The 17,319-nt window shown below is 66.2% G+C and carries 14 protein-coding genes; 12 read left to right on the top strand and 2 right to left on the bottom strand.

Annotated features, from left to right (window positions below):
• The first annotated feature begins 33 nt into the window (after positions 1-33).
• The 11 genes from paoA (at position 34) to corA (ending at position 15,101) form a co-directional block, all read left to right on the top strand.
• Complete coding sequence (gene paoA / locus V3C40_RS05750; RefSeq protein ID WP_331776828.1) at positions 34-681, top strand: aldehyde dehydrogenase iron-sulfur subunit PaoA; 648 nt, start codon at positions 34-36, stop codon at positions 679-681.
• Positions 678-1,637: an FAD binding domain-containing protein gene (locus tag V3C40_RS05745; protein ID WP_331776827.1), complete on the top strand. Its 960-nt coding sequence runs from the start codon at positions 678-680 to the stop codon at positions 1,635-1,637. Before paoA ends, V3C40_RS05745 begins: the two co-directional genes overlap by 4 nt.
• Positions 1,638-1,641: 4 nt before the next feature.
• Entirely contained in the window at positions 1,642-3,840 is a 2,199-nt protein-coding gene (paoC, locus tag V3C40_RS05740) for an aldehyde oxidoreductase molybdenum-binding subunit PaoC (RefSeq protein WP_331776826.1), read from the top strand.
• 123 nt (positions 3,841-3,963) lie between these two features.
• Positions 3,964-5,601, top strand: coding sequence for an ATP-binding response regulator (locus V3C40_RS05735; RefSeq protein ID WP_331776825.1), 1,638 nt, complete (start codon positions 3,964-3,966; stop codon positions 5,599-5,601).
• On the top strand, positions 5,598-6,626 hold the full coding sequence (locus V3C40_RS05730; RefSeq protein ID WP_331776824.1) for an ABC transporter substrate-binding protein: 1,029 nt from the start codon (positions 5,598-5,600) through the stop codon (positions 6,624-6,626). Before V3C40_RS05735 ends, V3C40_RS05730 begins: the two co-directional genes overlap by 4 nt.
• A 10-nt stretch (positions 6,627-6,636) precedes the next feature.
• Positions 6,637-9,153 carry an ATP-binding protein gene (locus V3C40_RS05725; protein WP_331776823.1) on the top strand — a complete coding sequence of 839 codons (2,517 nt, stop codon included), beginning with the start codon at positions 6,637-6,639 and terminating at the stop codon, positions 9,151-9,153.
• A gap of 136 nt (positions 9,154-9,289) precedes the next feature.
• The gene (locus V3C40_RS05720; RefSeq protein ID WP_331776822.1) at positions 9,290-9,808 is read left to right on the top strand and encodes a sigma-70 family RNA polymerase sigma factor; all 519 of its coding nucleotides are present in this window, start codon (positions 9,290-9,292) and stop codon (positions 9,806-9,808) included.
• Positions 9,805-10,779, top strand: coding sequence for a FecR family protein (locus tag V3C40_RS05715; RefSeq protein WP_219329466.1), 975 nt, complete (start codon positions 9,805-9,807; stop codon positions 10,777-10,779). The genes V3C40_RS05720 and V3C40_RS05715 overlap by 4 nt, the downstream gene beginning before the upstream one ends.
• A gap of 95 nt (positions 10,780-10,874) precedes the next feature.
• Complete coding sequence (locus V3C40_RS05710; protein WP_331776821.1) at positions 10,875-13,247, top strand: TonB-dependent siderophore receptor; 2,373 nt, start codon at positions 10,875-10,877, stop codon at positions 13,245-13,247.
• Positions 13,248-13,392: 145 nt separating this feature from the next.
• Complete coding sequence (locus V3C40_RS05705) at positions 13,393-14,025, top strand: hypothetical protein (RefSeq protein WP_139248287.1); 633 nt, start codon at positions 13,393-13,395, stop codon at positions 14,023-14,025.
• A gap of 89 nt (positions 14,026-14,114) precedes the next feature.
• Entirely contained in the window at positions 14,115-15,101 is a 987-nt protein-coding gene (corA, locus tag V3C40_RS05700; RefSeq protein ID WP_331776820.1) for a magnesium/cobalt transporter CorA, read from the top strand.
• Between the two features lie 9 nt (positions 15,102-15,110).
• Here the strand turns inward: corA and V3C40_RS05695 are convergent, their stop codons facing one another.
• The gene (locus tag V3C40_RS05695) at positions 15,111-15,809 is read right to left on the bottom strand and encodes an alpha/beta hydrolase (RefSeq protein WP_331776819.1); all 699 of its coding nucleotides are present in this window, start codon (positions 15,807-15,809) and stop codon (positions 15,111-15,113) included.
• A 232-nt stretch (positions 15,810-16,041) separates the two neighbouring features.
• Here V3C40_RS05695 and V3C40_RS05690 point away from each other — a divergent pair, with 232 nt between their 5' ends.
• A complete protein-coding gene (locus tag V3C40_RS05690) occupies positions 16,042-16,419 on the top strand; it encodes a c-type cytochrome (protein ID WP_331776857.1) in 378 nt (125 codons plus the stop codon).
• A 36-nt stretch (positions 16,420-16,455) separates the two neighbouring features.
• Here V3C40_RS05690 and V3C40_RS05685 read toward each other — a convergent pair whose 3' ends face one another.
• Positions 16,456-17,301: a universal stress protein gene (locus tag V3C40_RS05685; protein ID WP_331776818.1), complete on the bottom strand. Its 846-nt coding sequence runs from the start codon at positions 17,299-17,301 to the stop codon at positions 16,456-16,458.
• Positions 17,302-17,319: the final 18 nt, after the last annotated feature.

The following is a 17,319-nucleotide window of genomic DNA, read 5'->3' as shown; positions in this document are numbered from 1 at the left end:
CCCAGCCAGTCCACAGCCAGGAGGAAGCGCGAGATGACAGAGTCCCATCACATCAATGCCGGCAGGCGCGGCTTGCTGATCGCCGGCGCGCTGTCGGCCACGGCGGCGGCCGTGCCCGGCGTCGCGGGAGCGGCGCAGGCCGTCAGCACGACCGGCCAGGCGCCACCAGTCCTGATGAAAGTCAGCCTCGACGTCAACGGCCGGCGCCACAGCCTGGAACTCGACACGCGCACCACCTTGCTCGATGCCTTGCGCGAACACCTGCAGCTGACGGGCACCAAGAAGGGCTGCGACCACGGCCAGTGCGGCGCCTGCACCGTCATGCTCGACGGCCAGCGCATCAATGCCTGCTTGACTCTTGCCGTGATGCATGACGGCGCCAAGGTCACCACCATCGAGGGGCTGGGTACGCCGGAGAAATTGCATCCGATGCAGGCCGCCTTCATCGCGCACGACGGCTACCAGTGCGGCTATTGCACCCCGGGGCAGATATGCTCGGCCGTCGCCGCGCTGGGCGAGATCCGCCAGGGCATCCCCAGCCACGTCAGCGCGGACTTGAGCGCGGTCCCGCAGGCGACGCCCGAGGAATTGCGCGAGCGCATGAGCGGCAACATCTGCCGCTGCGGCGCCTACTCCAACATCATCGAGGCCATCACCGAGGTGGCGGGGAGGCCGGCATGAGGGTATTCAGCTACCAGAAGGCCACTTCACCGGCCGAAGCGGCGGCGGCCGCCGTGAACACGCCGGGCGCCAGATTCATCGCGGGCGGCACGAATCTGCTCGACCTGATGAAGCTGGAAATCGAAACGCCGGCACACTTGATCGACGTCAATGGCCTCGCGCTGGATAAGGTGGAAGCAACAAAGGATGGCGGCCTGCGCATCGGCGCCCTTGTGCGCAACACGGCGCTGGCCGCGCACGCCACCGTGCGGCGCGATTATGGCGTGCTGTCGCGCGCCTTGCTGGCCGGCGCTTCGGCGCAATTGCGCAACAAGGCGACGACGGCGGGCAACCTCTTGCAGCGCACGCGCTGTCCGTATTTCTATGACACGAACCAGGCCTGCAACAAGCGCGTGCCGGGCAGCGGCTGCTCGGCCATAGTCGGCTTCAGCCGGCCGCTGGCGATTCTGGGCGGCAGCGATGCCTGCATCGCCACGCACCCGAGCGACATGGCCGTGGCCATGCGCGTGCTCGATGCCGGCATCGACACGGTGCGGGCCGACGGCAGCACGCGCAGCATCCCCATCGCCGACTTTTACCGCTTGCCGGGCAACACGCCGCATGTGGAAACCGTGCTGCAGCCCGGCGAACTGATCACCAGCGTCACCTTGCCCCCGCCCGTTGGCGGCACGCACGTCTACCGCAAGGTGCGCGACCGCGCCTCGTACGCGTTCGCGCTCGTGTCCGTGGCGGCCATCATCTTGCCCAACGGCACGGGCAGGCTGGCCCTGGGCGGCGTCGCGCCGCAGCCGTGGCGCGTGTCCGCCGCTGAGCAGGCGATACCCGATGGTGCCGCCGCCGTGAGCGAACGCCTGCTGGCCGGCGCCCATCCCACTGACGACAACGGCTTCAAGGTGACCCTGGCGCAGCGCACGATTGCCTCGGTGCTGGCGCAAGCACAAGCGAAGAAAGGCTAGGGCCATGAAATTTTCGACACCTGCAACCACCAATCCCATCGACCAGCTGAAAATCGTGGGCCGCCCCACGGACCGCATCGACGGCCCCCTGAAAACCACGGGCACGGCGCCGTATGCATATGAACAGAACAACGCCGCGCCGCATGCGGCCTATGGTCATGTCGTCGGCGCGGCCATCGCCAAGGGGCGCATTGCCTCGATCGACACGAGCTCCGCGCGGCGCGCGCCGGGCGTGCTGGCCGTGGTCACGGCCGAGTCGGCTGGCAAGCTGGGTAAAGGCAAGATGAACACGGCAAAGCTGCTGGGCGGGCCGGACATTGAACATTACCACCAGGCCATCGCGCTGGTGGTGGCGGAAACCTTCGAGCAAGCCCGCTCGGCCGCGCAGCTGCTCGACGTCAAGTACATCGAGCAACAGGGCGTGTTCGACCTGGCCAAGGCCAAGGGCGGCGCCACCAAGCCGAAGGATGGCAAGCCCGACAGCAAGACGGGCAACTTCGCCGGCGCCTATGCCCATGCCCCCGTGCGCCTGGATGCGACCTACACGACGCCCGACCAGTCGCACGCGATGATGGAGCCGCACGCCTCGATTGCCGCCTGGGAAGGCGACAAGGTGACGGTATGGACGGCGAACCAGATGGTGGACTGGGGCCGCGGCGACCTGGCCCGCACTTTGGGGATACCGAAAGACAAGGTGCGCATCGTTTCGCCGTATATCGGTGGCGGCTTCGGCGGCAAGCTGTTCGTGCGCGCGGAAGCCTTGCTGGCGGCCCTGGGGGCGCGCGCGGCCCAGCGTCCCGTCAAGGTCGCTCTGGCGCGGCCCTTGATGATCAACAACACGACGCACCGGCCCGCCACCATCCAGCGCCTGCGCATCGGCGCCACGCGCGACGGCAAGATCACGGCCATCGGCCATGAATCGTGGTCCGGCGACTTGAAAGGGGGGCAGCCGGAAACGGCCGTGATGCAGACGCGGCTGCTGTATGCGGGACCGAACCGCATGACGGCCATGCGCCTTGCCGTGCTCGACTTGCCGGAAGGCAACGCCATGCGCGCGCCGGGCGAGGCGCCGGGCATGATGGCGCTGGAAATCGCCATGGACGAGATGGCGGACAAGCTGAAAATGGACCCTATCGTCTTCCGTATCCTGAACGATACGAAAGTGGATCCGGAAAAGCCGAGCCGTCCATTCTCCCAGCGCCGCCTGATCGACTGCCTGCGCACGGGCGCCGTGGAATTCGGCTGGAAGGAAAGATCGGCGCAGCCGGGCACGCGGCGCGACGGCCGCTGGCTCGTGGGCATGGGCGTGGCGGCCGCCTTCCGCAACAACCTCGTCATGCAGTCCGCCGCCCGAGTGCGCCTGGACGGCAACGGCATCGTGACGGTGGAAACGGACATGACGGACATCGGTACGGGCAGTTACACCATCATTGCGCAGACGGCGGCGGAAATGCTGGGCGTGACCTTGAACAAGGTGGTCGTGCGCCTGGGCGATTCGGATTTTCCCGTCTCGGCCGGTTCGGGCGGACAGTGGGGCGGCAACAGCTCGACGGCTGGCGTGTACGCGGCCTGCGTGCGCCTGCGCCAGGCCATCGCCGTCAAGCTGGGCTTCGATGAGAAAGAGGCGCGCTTTTCCGATGGGCAGGTCAGCCAGGGCGAGCGCAGCGTGCCGCTCGCTGCCGCCGCCTACCATGGCGACGTCGTCGCGGAAGACCACATGGAATACGGCGACCTCGATAAAAAGTTCCAGCAATCGACGTTCGGCGCCCATTTCGTCGAAGTGGGCGTGGACGGCGACACGGGCGAAGTGCGCGTGCGCCGCATGCTGGCCGTCTGCGCGGCCGGGCGCATTTTGAACCCGAAAGCGGCGCGCAGCCAGGTGATCGGTGCCATGACCATGGGCGTGGGCGCGGCCCTGATGGAAGAACTGGTGGTCGACCAGCGCCGCGGCTTCTTCGTCAACCACGACCTGGCCAGCTACGAAGTGCCCGTGCACGCCGACATCCCGCACCAGGACGTCATCTTCCTCGATGAAACGGACCCCACGTCCTCGCCCATGAAAGCCAAGGGTGTGGGCGAGCTGGGCATCTGCGGCGTGGCGGCCGCCATCGCCAATGCCGTCTACAACGCAACGGGGGTGCGCGTGCGCGACTATCCGCTGACCCTCGACAAGCTGCTGCGGGGACTTCCCGTCATGAGCTGACATCTGCCTGGCGCCTGGCGCGCGTGACAATGCGTGTATTTTTGGTAATTTCCAAGTGCTATGCTCGGAACGCATGGTGCGGGAAAATTTCCGGTCCGCAATGCCATGCCGCCAGGAGAATGCATGAACAGCTCATCAATGCCGCCGCGGTTACTGATCGTCGATGACGAACTGGCGCATGTGCGCGCGCTGTGCGACACCTTGCGCGGCCAGGCCTACGACACGACGGGGCTCGCTTCGGGCGAGGCGGCGCTGTCCCTGCTGGCCGTCGAATCGTTCGATCTGCTGCTGGTCGACCTGATGATGCCGGGCATGAACGGCATCGCCGTGGTGGAAGCGGCGCGCAAGATCGATCCCGACCTGGCCTGCATCGTCATGACGGGCGAAGGCACGATCGCCTCGGCCGTGCAGGCCATGAAGGCGGGGGCGCTCGATTACGTCGTCAAGCCGTTCAAGGTGTCGGGCATCCTGCTGATACTGGCGCGGGCGCTGGAAACGCGCCAGCTGCGCATCGCCAATGCGCGCCTGGAACTGCTGCTGCGCCAGCACACGGCCGAACTCGACGCCATGAACAAGGATTTGCAGCTGGCCCGCGAAGTGGCCGAGCGGGCAAACCAGGAAAAGACCAATTTCCTGTCCAGCATGAGCCACGAGCTGCGCACGCCGCTCAACGCCATCATGGGCTTTTCGCAGATGCTGTTGTCCGATTCCATCCCCTCGACGGCGCAGGAAAAGAAAACCTTTGCCTCGCACATCTTCGGCGCCGGCCGGCATTTGCTGACCCTGATCAACGACATTCTCGACATCGCCAAGATCGAGTCGGGCAATATGTCGCTGTCGATGGAACCCGTGAGCCTGGCCGACATCTACCACGAATGCTGGCAGATGATGGAACCGCTGGCGCACAAGCGCGGCATCACCCTGACGTTCGTCGAAGCGGGCGGCGTGCATGTGCTGGCCGACCGCACGCGCCTCAAGCAGGTGCTGATCAACCTGTTGTCGAACGCCGTCAAGTACAACCGCGAACAGGGCGAGATCCACGTCGATTGCCAGCCCGTCGACGCGCGCCAGCTGCGCCTGTCCGTGCGCGACACGGGCGGCGGCATGAGCGCGGCGCAGCTGGAGGCGCTGTTCCAGCCCTTCAACCGCCTGGGACGCGATGCGCGCGACGAAGAGGGCACGGGCCTGGGGCTGGTGGTCAGCAAGCGCCTGGCCGAAGCCATGCAGGCCAGGCTGGGCGTGGCCAGCACGCCCGGGCGCGGCAGCACCTTCTGGCTCGATATCGCCAGTTGCCCGGCGCGCCAGTCGCCGCAGGAAAGTGCGCGCCTGTCCGTCATCGCCCGGCCCGCCGAAGCGGTACGGCTGCCTGACCGCAAGACGCTGCTGTATGTGGAAGACAATCCCCTGAATGTGACCCTGGTGGCGGGTTTGATCCATTTCCGTCCCGATCTCGACCTGCTGTCGGCCGGCGACGGCCAGACGGGCCTGGACATGGCGCGCCGCCACGTGCCGCAGCTGATACTGATGGATAGCGACCTGCCCGACATCAGCGGCACGCAAGTCATGCAGCTGCTGCGTGCCGATGCCCGCACCGCGCATATCCCCGTCATCGCCCTGACGGCCGTGGCCGGGCCCGGCGATATCCGCCAGGGGCTGGCGGCGGGCTTTTACCGCTATCTCACCAAGCCGATCGACGTAACGGCGTTTTCCGAGGCCATCAACAGCGCGCTGGAGCCGGCCACGGCGCAGTGCAGCGCATGAGCGGCCTTGCACCGGGGCGGTGGGCGGCCAGGCTGGCGGCCATCGCGCTGTTGCTGGCGCTGGTTGCCGTGGCCATCTGGCAGCTCAATGCCCGTCCCGCCGCGCCGCCCGGCCCCGTGGAAGTGCTGCGCCTGGCCGTGAATGCGGAATACGTGGGCAGCTGCCCCGTCCTGGCCGCGCACGGGCAGGGGCATTTCGCGCGCGAAGGCATCGACGCGCGGCTGCAGCCGTATTCGTCGGGCAAGGCATCGATGGAAGCCGTGTTGCAGGGCAAGGCCGACCTGGGCACGGTTTCCGATATTCCCGTCGTGCTGGCCAGCCTGCGGAACCAGTCCGTCGTCATCATTGCCAGCATCTTCGAGGCCGAGCGCGACCACGGTATCGTGGGGCGCCTGGACCGCGGCGTGTCCACGCCCGCCAGCCTGAAGGGCAAGCGCATCGGCGTGACGCTGGGCACCTCCGGCCAGTTTACGCTGGACGCCTTTTTGAACCGCCAGAAGCTGCTGCCCGCCGAAGTCACCTTGCGCAACTACGCGCCCGAGCAGCTGGCCGGAGCGCTGGCGCGGGGCGAGATCGATGCGGCGGCCGGCTGGGAACCGTTTCTGACGGGCATGGCGCATGCCATCGCGGGCAAGGCGGCCATCTTCTATGGCGAGGATGTCTATGCGGGCCTGTTCAACGTGGCCGGCACGGACGGCTATGTGCGCAGCCACCCGGCCACGGTGCGCAAGGTGCTGCGCGCGCTGATTGCCGGCGCCCGTTTTTGCCAGGACCAGCCCGACGCCGCGCGCGCCCTGTTTGCCAAGGCATCGGCCAGCGAGACGGCGCGCCTGCAGGCGGCCTGGCACGGTTACCGCTTCGGCGTCGTGCTCGACCAGGGCTTGCTGCTGGCGCTGGAAGACGAGGCGCGCTGGGCCATCAGGAACCGGCTGGCCGAGCGCGGCACCATGCCGAACTTCCTCGACGCCGTCTACCTGGACGGCCTGGAAGCCGTGGCGCCATCGGCCGTGACGGTCATTCATTGAGAAGGCCACCGTGAAAATCGTAACGCGTTTCAAGCTGGCCGAACTGTTTTGCGTGGTGCTCGTGGCCATCATCGTCGCCATGCTGTTTTCCACCACCATGGCGATGCAGCGCGAACTGGCGAAGAACAAGGCGGCGGCCGATATCCTGCAAGCCGTCACGTCGCTGCGCTACCTGTCGATCGAATATGCGCTGCACCATGGCGAGCGCACGCGGGCCCAGTGGCAGCTGCGCAGCGAATCGCTGTCGTCGGGCCTGCTGGCCGCGCCCGCCTTCAGCACGGACGAGGAGCGCGCGCTGCTGCTGAAATTGCAGGGCGACCTGGCCGGCGTGGGCGGCCTGTTCCACCTGTTTGTCGCGAATCACCGCGAGTTGGGGCAGGACCCGCAGCGGCGCGAAGTGCTGGACGAGCTGGAGTCGCGCCTGTCCGGCCAGATCATGGGCAAGGTGCAGGGCATGATTTCGGAGGCGATGCGGCTGTCCGAATTGAGCCGGCAAGGGGTGCTGGAGGCGCAGCAGCGGGCCAACGTGGCCGTGGTGCTGTTTGGCGGCATGATCATCGCGCTGGTGGCCGGCCTGATTTACTTCACCATGACCAGCGTCACGGGACCGCTGGAAAAACTGCGCCAGGGTACCCTGATCGTCGGCGCCGGCAAGCTGGACTTTTCGCTCGGCGTGCACACCAAAAATGAAATCGGCGACCTGGCGCGCGCCTTCGACGGCATGACGGAAAAGCTGCGCCGTACCACCGTCTCGCGCGACGAGCTGGCGCACACGAATGCCGCCCTGGAAACGCAGATCGCCGAACGCCAGCTGGCCGAACGCAAGGTGCATGAACAGCTCGAACGCTTGAACCTGCTGCAGCAGATCACGCGTTCGATCGGCGAGCGGCAGGACTTGCGCAGCATCTTTCAGGTGGTGGTGCGCAGCCTGGAAGAGCAGCTGCCCATCGATTTCAGCTGCATCTGCCTGTACGAACCGTCGCAGCACGCGCTGCAGGTGACGTGCGTGGGCGTGCGCAGCGAGGCGCTGGCGCAGTCGTTCATGATGAGCGAACACGCGCACATTCCCATCGACGAGAATGGACTGTCGAGCTGCGTGCGCGGCAAGCTCGTGTATGAAGCCGACATCGCAGGGGTGGCGTTTCCGTTTCCGCAGCGCCTGGCGCAAGGGGGACTGCGTGCCCTCGTCATGGCGCCGCTGCTGGCCGAAAACACGGTCTTCGGCATCCTGATCGTGGCGCGCCGCGCCGCAAACAGCTTTACCAGCGGCGAGTGCGAATTCCTCAGCCAGCTGAGCGAACATGTGGCGCTGGCCGCCAACCAGGCGCAGCTCTACGGCGCACTGCAGCGCGCGTATGACGATTTACGCCAGACGCAGCAGTCTGTGATGCAGCAGGAACGTTTGCGCGCGCTGGGGCAGATGGCCAGCGGCATCGCGCACGACATCAATAACGCCATTTCCCCCGTGGCCCTGTACACGGAATCGCTGCTGGAGACGGAAACCAATCTCAGTCCGCAGGGCCGGCATTGCCTGGAAGTGATCGAACGGGCCATCGACGACGTGGCCGCCACCGTGGCGCGCATGCGCGAATTCTACCGCCAGCGCGAACCGCAACTGGCGCTCTCGCCGATCGACGCCAACCTGGTGGTGCAGCAGGTGCTGGACCTGACGCGTGCGCGCTGGAGCGACATGCCGCAGCAGCGCGGCATCGTCATCGCCCTGCGCACGGAGCTGGCCGACGCGCTGCCCATGCTGCCCGGCAGCGTGGGCGAATTGCGCGAAGCGCTGACCAACCTCGTCTTCAACGCCGTCGACGCCATGCCCGATGGCGGCACGCTGACCGTGCGCACGGCCGGCGTGGGCGCGCCCGGCCAGCGGACGCGCCAGGTGCTGATCGAAGTGGGCGACACGGGCGTCGGCATGGACGAGAACACGCGCCGCCGCTGCCTGGAACCGTTTTTCACCACCAAGGGCGAGCGGGGTACGGGCCTGGGCCTGGCCATGGTGTACGGCATGATGGAGCGCCATGGCGCCAGTATCGATATCGTCACGGCGCCGGGGCAGGGCACGGCGGTGCGCCTGGCATTTCCCGCCTGCGCGAGCGACGAGGGGGCGCAGGCGCCCGACGCGGCCCACGCCGTGCCGCCGCGCCTGCGCATCCTCGTCGTCGACGACGACCCGATGGTGCTCAAGTCCCTGCGCGACATCCTGGAAATCGATGGCCACGACGTGGTGTCCGCCGATGGGGGCCAGGCCGGCATCGACAGCTTCCTGGCCGCGCGCGACCGGCACGAAGATTTCGAGGTAGTCATCACGGACCTGGGCATGCCCCACGTGGACGGGCGCAAGGTGGCCAGCGCCGTGCGCCAGTGTTCGCCGGCCACGCCCATCATCATGCTCACGGGCTGGGGCCAGCGCCTGGCGGCCGACAGCGACTATCCCGAACACGTCAACTGCGTGCTGGGCAAGCCGCCGCGGCTGAAGGAATTGCGGCGCGCCTTGAATGCGGTCATCTCGACGGCCTAGCCTGCTGCGGCATCCCTCGTCCTTCAAGACTGCTGCTGCGTTGTCGGCGCCTGACAACAATGGCAAAATTGCGGGACAGGCTCCAGTCTCTGCAATATAATGAGAATCATTATCATTAAAGCCGCCGGATCCGCTCTTGTCTGCCTTGCCTTTTCCCTCGAATGACGCCACCCTGGCCGCCAGCCTGTTTACGGGCCACCAGGGCTGGCTGCTGCAGCGTTTGCTGTTGCGCCTGCGTAACCGGGCGGAGGCGGAAGATGTCACTTCGGAAACCTTTGTGCGCGTGCTGCATGCGGGGCGGCTGGCCGCCATCCGCGAGCCGCGCGCCTATCTCACGACGGTAGCGAAAAGCATCTTGCTGCAGCAGTGGCGGCGGCGCGATATCGAGCAGGCCTATCTCGACACCCTGGCGCTGCTGCCGGACGCCGTCCAGCCATTGCCCGAGGAACGCGCCGTGCTGCTCGAAGCGCTGGAGCGGCTGTCGCGCGCGCTCGATACCTTGTCCGTCAAGGCGCGCAGCGCCTTTCTCATGAGCCAGCTCGATGGACTCACGTATGCGCAGATCGCCCTGGAACTGGGTGTGTCGGCCAGCATGGTGCGCCAGTACATGGCGCAAGGCTTGCGCTGCTGCCTGGCCGCCGCGGAGCCGGCATGAGCATCTCCCCTGCGGTACAGGACGCCGCCATCGGCTGGCTGGTCGAACTGAGTTCGGGCGAGGCGGACGCGGCCCAGCATCAGGCCTTCGCCCGCTGGCTGGCCGCCGATGCGCGCCATGCGGCCGCGTGGCACACCCTGGGGCAGGCCGTCGAGCACAGCGTCGGCCCGCTGCAGGCGGCGGGCGGGGCGGGGACCGTCGGGCAAACCCTGGCACGCGCCGCCCGGCACGATGAGCAGAGGCGCCAGTGGCTGCAGGGCGCCCTGTGCCTGGCGGGCGCGGCGTTCGGCGGCGCCTGGCTGCTGCGCGGCAGCCCGTTCTTGCCGGACTGGAGCGCGGACCTGCATACGGCCACGGCCAAGCGGGGCCGCTACCCGCTGGCCGACGGCAGCGTGCTGACTTTGGATGCCCGTTCCTCGGCCGATACGGACCTCACGCACGGGCATCGCCACCTCACCTTGCGCCAGGGCCAGCTGCTGGCCAGGGTGGCGCATGCGGCAAATGCGCCATTCCTGCTGCGCAGCGCGCACGGCACGGTGACGGCGCCGGGCGGCGAACTGATGCTGCGGCGCGAAGCGCAGGCCACCGTGGCGCTGGCCGTGCGGGGCGATTTCGACGTGCGTCCGGCCGGCAAGGGACTGGCGCGCGTGCTGCGCCAGGGCCAGGCGGCGCGCTTCGACGCGGACCGGCTGACCCTGCTGCCCGGCCTGGCGCCAGGGCAGGCGACGGCGTGGGAGCAGGGCATGCTGGTGGCCGTCGACCAGCCGCTGGGCGAAGTGGTGGCCGCCTTGCGTCCGTACCGCCACGGCTACATCGACATCACGGCGCAGGCGGCGGCGCTGCGCGTATCGGGCAATTACTCGCTCGACGACAGCGGAGCGACCTTGCTGGCGCTGGCCGAAACCCTGCCCGTCACCTTGCGCCAGGGACCCGGCGGCTGGTGGACGGGCATCGACCTGAAGGCAGGCTGACATTTTTTTTTGCGCCGGCACTGTCACTTTTGGCGCGCCGCGACTCATACCTGGTGTAGCCCCACTTTTCCTTCACCACAAGATAGAGTCCCAGCATGCCCCCATTGTTGATGCGCCAGATTCCCCTGGCTGTAATGTTACTTTCCTGCGCCGCGCCCACCGTCCTGGCGCAAACGCCAGCGGCGCAAATGGCGCCAGCCACCGTGCGCTATGACGTGCCGGCCCAGCCCTTGAACGCCAGCCTGATCGCGATTGCCAGCCGTGGCGGCGTGCGCATTTCCATCGATGCGGACCTGGCGCGCGGCGCCAGCGGCGCGGCCGTGCACGGCGATTTCACGGCGGAGCAGGCCTTGCGCCACGCCTTGCAGGGCACGCAGCTGGCCCTGCTCAAGACCGATAGCGGCGTCTATACCGTGCAAGCGGCGGCGCCACAGGCCGCCGCCCATCCCGAGGCAACGATGCCGGAAGTGGTCATCACCACCAATTACCTGGGCCAGGTGACGGAAGACACGGGTTCGTACACGACGGGCGCCGTCAGCACGGCGAACCGCCTGGTGCTGTCGCCGCGCGAGACGCCGCACGCGGTCAGTGTCGTCACGCGCCAGCAGATGGACGATTTCGGCCTGGTGCAGCTGAGCGAAGTGCTGAACCACACGCCGGGCGTGTACGTGCAGCACATCGACAATGAACGCACGATTTACTATGCGCGCGGTTTTTCGCTGGACAATTTCAGCTACGACGGCTTGCCGTGGACGCGCGACGCTTCGCTGAACCTGGGCGAGTCCTTGGCCAATATGGACCTGTACGATCGGGTCGAGGTGCTGAAAGGCGCGAATGCGCTGATGAGCGGAGCCGGCACGCCGGGCGCCACGGTCAACCTGATCCGCAAGAAGCCCACGCGCGAACTGCGCGCGCTGGCCGACCTGTCGGCTGGATCGTGGAGCAATTACCGCGGCATGGCGGATGTGGGCGGCCCCCTGAACGACAGCGGCAGCGTGCGTGCGCGCGCCGTGGCCTCGTACCAGGACAAGCACTCGTTCGTCGACCGCTACCAGCGCCGCTCCGAACTGGCCTATGGCACGGTGGAGGCGGACCTGTCGCCGCGCACCTTGCTGACCGTGGGCGCCGACTACCAGCATACGGTGCCGCGCAACAGCGACTGGGGCGGCGCGCCCCTGTTCGACGCGGACGGCAACCGTTTCACCATGCCCCGCTCGTTCAACGGCGCGCCCACCTGGAGCACACAGCAGACGCAAGCCAAATCCGTCTTCGCCTCGCTCGAGCACACGTTCGACAATGGCTGGCTGGCCAATCTGCGCCTGATCCACCAGGCCAACGCCCTGTACGCGCCCGTCGCCTACCTTGACGGTTTCCCGAAGGCGGACGGCAGCGGCACGTCCGTCACGGCGCGCCAGTACAACAGCGACGCCACCAGCAATGGCCTGGACGTGTACGCCAAGGGGCCGTTTACCTTGCTGGGCCGCACGCATGAACTGGTGGTGGGCGCGAACGCCTACCGCAAGCAGTCGGACGACGTTTTCAGGCCGTATTCCTTCATCAAGGTCGATAATATCTATACTTACCGGGGCATAGTCGCTGAGCCGAAGTGGGAACTGGATACGGCGCGCGAAGTCATCCGCCAGAAGGCCGTGTATGCGACGGGCCGCTTTTCGCTGCCGCAGGGCGTGCACGTGATCATGGGCGGGCGCCTGTCGTCCTACGTCAACCCAACGGCCGAGATCGATGAAGCGTCGATCTTCACGCCGTATGTGGGCCTGACCTGGGACTTCGCGCCAAACCTGACGGCGTTTGCCAGCTACAGCGACATCTTCAGTCCGCAAAACAGCCGTGACGTCGACAACAAGACACTGGACCCCGTGCTGGGCAAGAATATCGAGGCGGGCGTGAAGGGCGTATTCCTCAACGGCCGCCTGAACGCCAGCGCGGCCGCGTTCGAGGTGCGCCAGGATAATTTTGCCGAGTCTGTCGACGCCGTGAACAAGGTGACGGGCATGGACGCCTACCGCGCCATCGACGGCGTGCGCTCGCGCGGCGTGGAGCTGGAAGTGTCGGGCCAGCTGATGTCGGGCTGGCAATTGCAGGCCGGCTACACGCACAAGATCGCGCGCGACACGGCTGGCAAGGTCAATACCCTGGCGCCCGAAGACCAGCTCAGCCTGTACAGCACCTGGCAGCCGATGCCGCGCCTGACGCTGGGCGGCGGCGCCCGCTGGCAATCGCATACCTGGCAGCAAACCCGGGCCGTGCGCGGCGGCATCACCACCGTGCACCAAGGCTCGTACGCCGTGTTCGACGCCATGGCGCGCTACCAGGTCTCCGATCGCCTGGCCCTGTCGCTCAACCTCAACAACCTGGCCGATCGCAGCTACTACGGGATCAGCACGGGCCGCAGGGTCAGTTACGGCGACCCGCGCAATGCGATGCTGAGCCTGAACTACCGCTATTGAGACGTGATGAGACGCGACGCGCAGGCAAACCGCACATTATAAAGTTGCTATATGGAAATATTTAATATATTATCTTTTATGGCAATATTGGTTATGTTGAATTAACTAATGTTTCGATGAAACCTACTTTGAATCTGGATTTCTTGTGCGTAAAGATAGTGTGCGTGGTGTATTGAGTGTCTTGCTGGCTGCGGCCAGCGTGAGTGCCTGGGCGGCCCAGGCGGGTGACGAAGTCGTGGCGAAGCCGGCGGTGGAAACGCCGGTGGCGCAGCCTGTTGCTGCGGAAGCGGCCGCCGTGCCCGCGGTTGCGAAACTGAGCCTGGTATCCTCGGGCGAGCAGATGGTGGTGGACTACGGCACCAGTGGCAGCAAGGAGGAGTGCAAGGACTTCACGCCGGCGGGCAAGGTGTACGACGCCACGACCTTGCGCGAGAAATTGTTGCCGTTTATCTCGAAGATGGTCGAGCGTTCGCGGCGCATGACGGGCGTGTTGCCGGAAGTGCAGAAGACGCTGACGGCGGGCGTACCGGTCTGGGTGCAGGCTTACGCCGACTGGCCGGCCGAACACGGCTTGCGCGCCGGTTCCTGCGGCCCGCTGACCTTGCAGCTGACGCCGGAAGCGGGCAAGACATATCAGGTGGAATTCCGTTTCCTGGGTGAAAACAAGTGCAAGCAGGTGCTGCTCGATGTGACGGATCCGGCGGCCAGGCAGGAAATCGAGGCGCCCGTCACCGCCGCCTGCGCGGCGCCGAAAAAATCGCTGTTCGGCCTGTTCTAAGCTTCGTTGCGGGCGACGGTGGCCAACTTAACAGAGTGACAGTGTCATTCCGCTATACTGACGGCCCGACATCGTAGCCCGAAAATCACATGGACCTGAGTACCCACGCCGCCGTCGTCAATTGCGAAGCGTATCGCGACGGCAAGAAGATCGCCCACTTCGACATCGACAAGGTGGGCGACTTTCTCGGCGATCCCGATTGTTTTGTCTGGATCGGCATGGCCAGCCCCGACGCCACGGCCATGCAGGCGCTGCAATCGGCGTTCGGTCTGCACGAACTGGCCGTCGAGGATGCGCAGGGCGCGCACGAGCGGCCCAAGCTGGAAGAGTACGGCGACACCCTGTTCATGGTGATGCACACGGCCACCCTGGACGGCGAGGCCATCGTCTATGGCGAAACCCACGTCTTCCTCGGCCCCCGCTTCATCATCACGGTGCGCCATGGTCCTTCGGCCGGCTATGCGAAGCTGCGCGAGCGCAAGGAAAGCGTGCCCGAGAAACTGGCCAGCGGCCCCGGCTACGTGCTGTATTCCATCATCGATTTCATCGTCGACCAGTACCAGCCTTGCATCGACCATTTGCAGGCCCGCTTCCAGCACTACGAACTGCAGCTGTTCAAGCCCAGTTTGAGCGAAGACAAGCTGCAGGATTTCTACCAGCTCAAGACGGAGCTGCTCAAGCTCGACGCGGCCGTCAATCCCCTGCACGACATCTGCACCCAGCTGATCCGTTTTCATGGCGACATCGTGCCCAAGGAAAACCGCATCTATTACCGCGACATTCTCGACCACGTCAAACGGGTCACGCACACGGCGGGGCAGATGCGCGAGCTGGTCAACTCGGCCATGCAGGTGGCGCTGGGGCAAATCTCGATCCGCCAGAACGAGGTCGTCAAGCGCCTGGCCGCCTGGGCCGCCATCCTGGCCGTGCCCACCATGGTCTTCAGCCTGTACGGCATGAACTTCGAATTCATGCCGGAACTGAAGTGGCGCGGCAGTTATCCGGCCGTGATCGTCGTCATCATCGCCGGCTGCGTCTGGCTGCACCGGCGCCTGAAGCGCGAAGGGTGGCTGTAGCCAGCAGCCTTATTCGCCGGCCACCGCGCTTGCCGCCTCGAGTATCAGCGCCGCCACTTCCACTGGGCGCGAAGCCAGCGACGCGTGGCTGGCATTCAGGCTGATGACTTTCCGCGCATTCAGCCGCGCCGCCATGCGCTCCTGATTGACGGGGGAAATCATGCGGTCGGCAGTGGAAACCTGGTACCAGCTGGGTTTGTGCTTCCAGGCCGGGTCGCTGACGGTGTCGCCGAAGGTGCTGGCCAGCGGCGCTTTCTGCACCACGCCCAGCACGGCGCCTTCTTCCACGTCGAGGTCCTGGCAAAAGCTGTCATGGTAGTGCTCGGGCTTGACCCACAGGTAGCCGTCGCTGTCACCCTCCAGGCTGGCCGCGCCGATGGGCGGGTGTTCCTGCGTGATGCCGCCCGGGCTTTCGCCCGCGTCGGGCGCGAAGGCGGCGATGTAGACGAGGCCCGCCACATTCGGCGCATTGCCGGCCACGCTGATGACGGCGCCGCCGTAGGAGTGTCCCACCAGCAATACCGGGCCATCGACCTGCGCCACCATCTTGCGCGTGCGTTCGGCGTCGTCGGCCAGGGACGTCAACGGCAGTTCGACGGCGCGGATGGCCGTGTGGCCCTGGCGCCGCAATTCGGCAATGACGCGGCTCCAGTGGGCGGCGCCGCCCCAGAAACCGTGGACGAGGACGATGGTGGCTTGCTTGCTCATGCGAATACTCCTTGTGGCGGTGGCGCTGACAGGGGAGGCGGCATGAGCCGCGCGGCCTGTCAGCAGGCGGCCGCGCAGTGTCCAGCCTGGCTATTGTAGGCCGTTCCCTGGCTGCAGGCGTCACTTGGTGAATGAGCAATCCCGGTTAAAATATTATCTGGAGCGTTGCAGCGGCATTGACGGGGTTTGCCCTGAGCCAGCTCCGTTGATATCAATAACAAACTACATGACAATGAAATTAGTATTCACCGCTACGCTGGGCCTTTTATCTTTGCTTCACACATCGTCCTCCTTCGCGGAGAACGTCAATGGAAAAAATCTCTACATGCAGCGATGTGCCGTGTGCCACGGAGCCGAAATCAGAGGAACGGGGCCGCTGGCAAATAAAAGCAACCCCCGTACCCCCGATCTGACCACCGCCGCTTTCAAGAAACGGCTCAATGATTATCCGGGCGTGATCGTCTCGTCGGTCATCCTTCGTCCGAATGGCGACCTGATTCCGAAAACCTTGAAAGAGAATGGCGTCAAGATTGCGCCGCACGCCTGGAGCGTGAAGGATTTTCGCGATCTGAATCAATACATGAGCGGCGTGATTTTACAAAAACGATGACGCCGCACGGCATGCCGACATGACCGAACGGCCGCGCTAGTGCGACACCAGCACCGGTAACGTCATCTCCTGCAGCACCGTGCGCGTGACGCCGCCCAGCAGCGCTTCGCGCAGGCGCATGTGGCCGTAGCAGCCCATCACGAGCAGGTCGCAGTGCCGCTGGGCCGCCATGGCCAGCAGGGCCGTGCCCACGTCCTGGCCCGGCGGCGTGTCGTGCTGCAGCACCTCGACGTTGACGCCGTGGCGCGCCAGGTACAGGGCCAGGTCGGCGCCTGGCTGCTCGCCATGCGCGGCCGGCTGGGCGTGCGAATTGACGACGGCCAGCGTGACTTGCCGCGCCCCTTGCAGCAGCGGCAGCGCATCGGTGATGGCGCGCAGCGCTTCGGCGCTGCCGTTCCAGGCCAGCAGCGGATGCTGCGCGTTGCCCGCTGGCGCGGCGGACGGCGTGTGCGGCACCATCAGCACGGGCCGGCCGCAGTGGAGCATCAGGTATTCGGGCGTGCCGGCGATGACGCGCGACGGCGTATCCTGCGCATCCGTCTGGCCCAGGATCAGCAAGTCGCAATAGCGGGCCTGCAGCAGCAGCGCGCCTTGCGCGTCGTCGTCGACGAAGCGCGTTTCATAGGTTCCCAGGCCTTCTTCGCGGGCGATGCGCTCGAAGTCGTGCAAGGCCTCGCTGGCCTGGGTGCGCAGCGCCTGCATCTGCGCCGGCGCAAACTGCAGCGCGTTGACGCCGCCGCCATACGCGTAGCGCGAGATGCCGCTCATGGCCGAGCCGATCAGGTGCGCGCCGTCGGCAACGGCCAGGCGCACGGCCAGGCGGATGCGCTGGGCGCAGTGGCGGGAATTATCGACGTGGACCAGCAGGGTGGTGTAGGGCATGGCGTTTTCCTCGGTTGT

This window comes from Janthinobacterium sp. LS2A (assembly GCF_036543145.1).
In the GTDB taxonomy this organism is placed as follows: domain Bacteria; phylum Pseudomonadota; class Gammaproteobacteria; order Burkholderiales; family Burkholderiaceae_D; genus Janthinobacterium; species Janthinobacterium aestuarii.
Note: the sequence above shows the minus strand (reverse complement) of the source record. Positions and strands in the feature narration are given on the sequence as shown.

Bases quoted from the DNA above. Each gene is read 5' to 3' on its own strand.
- paoA (WP_331776828.1), top strand. From the start codon at position 34: ATGACAGAGTCCCATCACATCAATGCCGGCAGGCGCGGCTTGCTGATC.
- V3C40_RS05745 (WP_331776827.1), top strand. From the start codon at position 678: ATGAGGGTATTCAGCTACCAGAAGGCCACTTCACCGGCCGAAGCGGCG.
- paoC (WP_331776826.1), top strand. From the start codon at position 1,642: ATGAAATTTTCGACACCTGCAACCACCAATCCCATCGACCAGCTGAAA.
- V3C40_RS05735 (WP_331776825.1), top strand. From the start codon at position 3,964: ATGAACAGCTCATCAATGCCGCCGCGGTTACTGATCGTCGATGACGAA.
- V3C40_RS05730 (WP_331776824.1), top strand. From the start codon at position 5,598: ATGAGCGGCCTTGCACCGGGGCGGTGGGCGGCCAGGCTGGCGGCCATC.
- V3C40_RS05715 (WP_219329466.1), top strand. From the start codon at position 9,805: ATGAGCATCTCCCCTGCGGTACAGGACGCCGCCATCGGCTGGCTGGTC.
- V3C40_RS05710 (WP_331776821.1), top strand. From the start codon at position 10,875: ATGCCCCCATTGTTGATGCGCCAGATTCCCCTGGCTGTAATGTTACTT.
- corA (WP_331776820.1), top strand. From the start codon at position 14,115: ATGGACCTGAGTACCCACGCCGCCGTCGTCAATTGCGAAGCGTATCGC.
- V3C40_RS05695 (WP_331776819.1), bottom strand. From the start codon at position 15,809: ATGAGCAAGCAAGCCACCATCGTCCTCGTCCACGGTTTCTGGGGCGGC.
- V3C40_RS05690 (WP_331776857.1), top strand. From the start codon at position 16,042: ATGAAATTAGTATTCACCGCTACGCTGGGCCTTTTATCTTTGCTTCAC.
- V3C40_RS05685 (WP_331776818.1), bottom strand. From the start codon at position 17,301: ATGCCCTACACCACCCTGCTGGTCCACGTCGATAATTCCCGCCACTGC.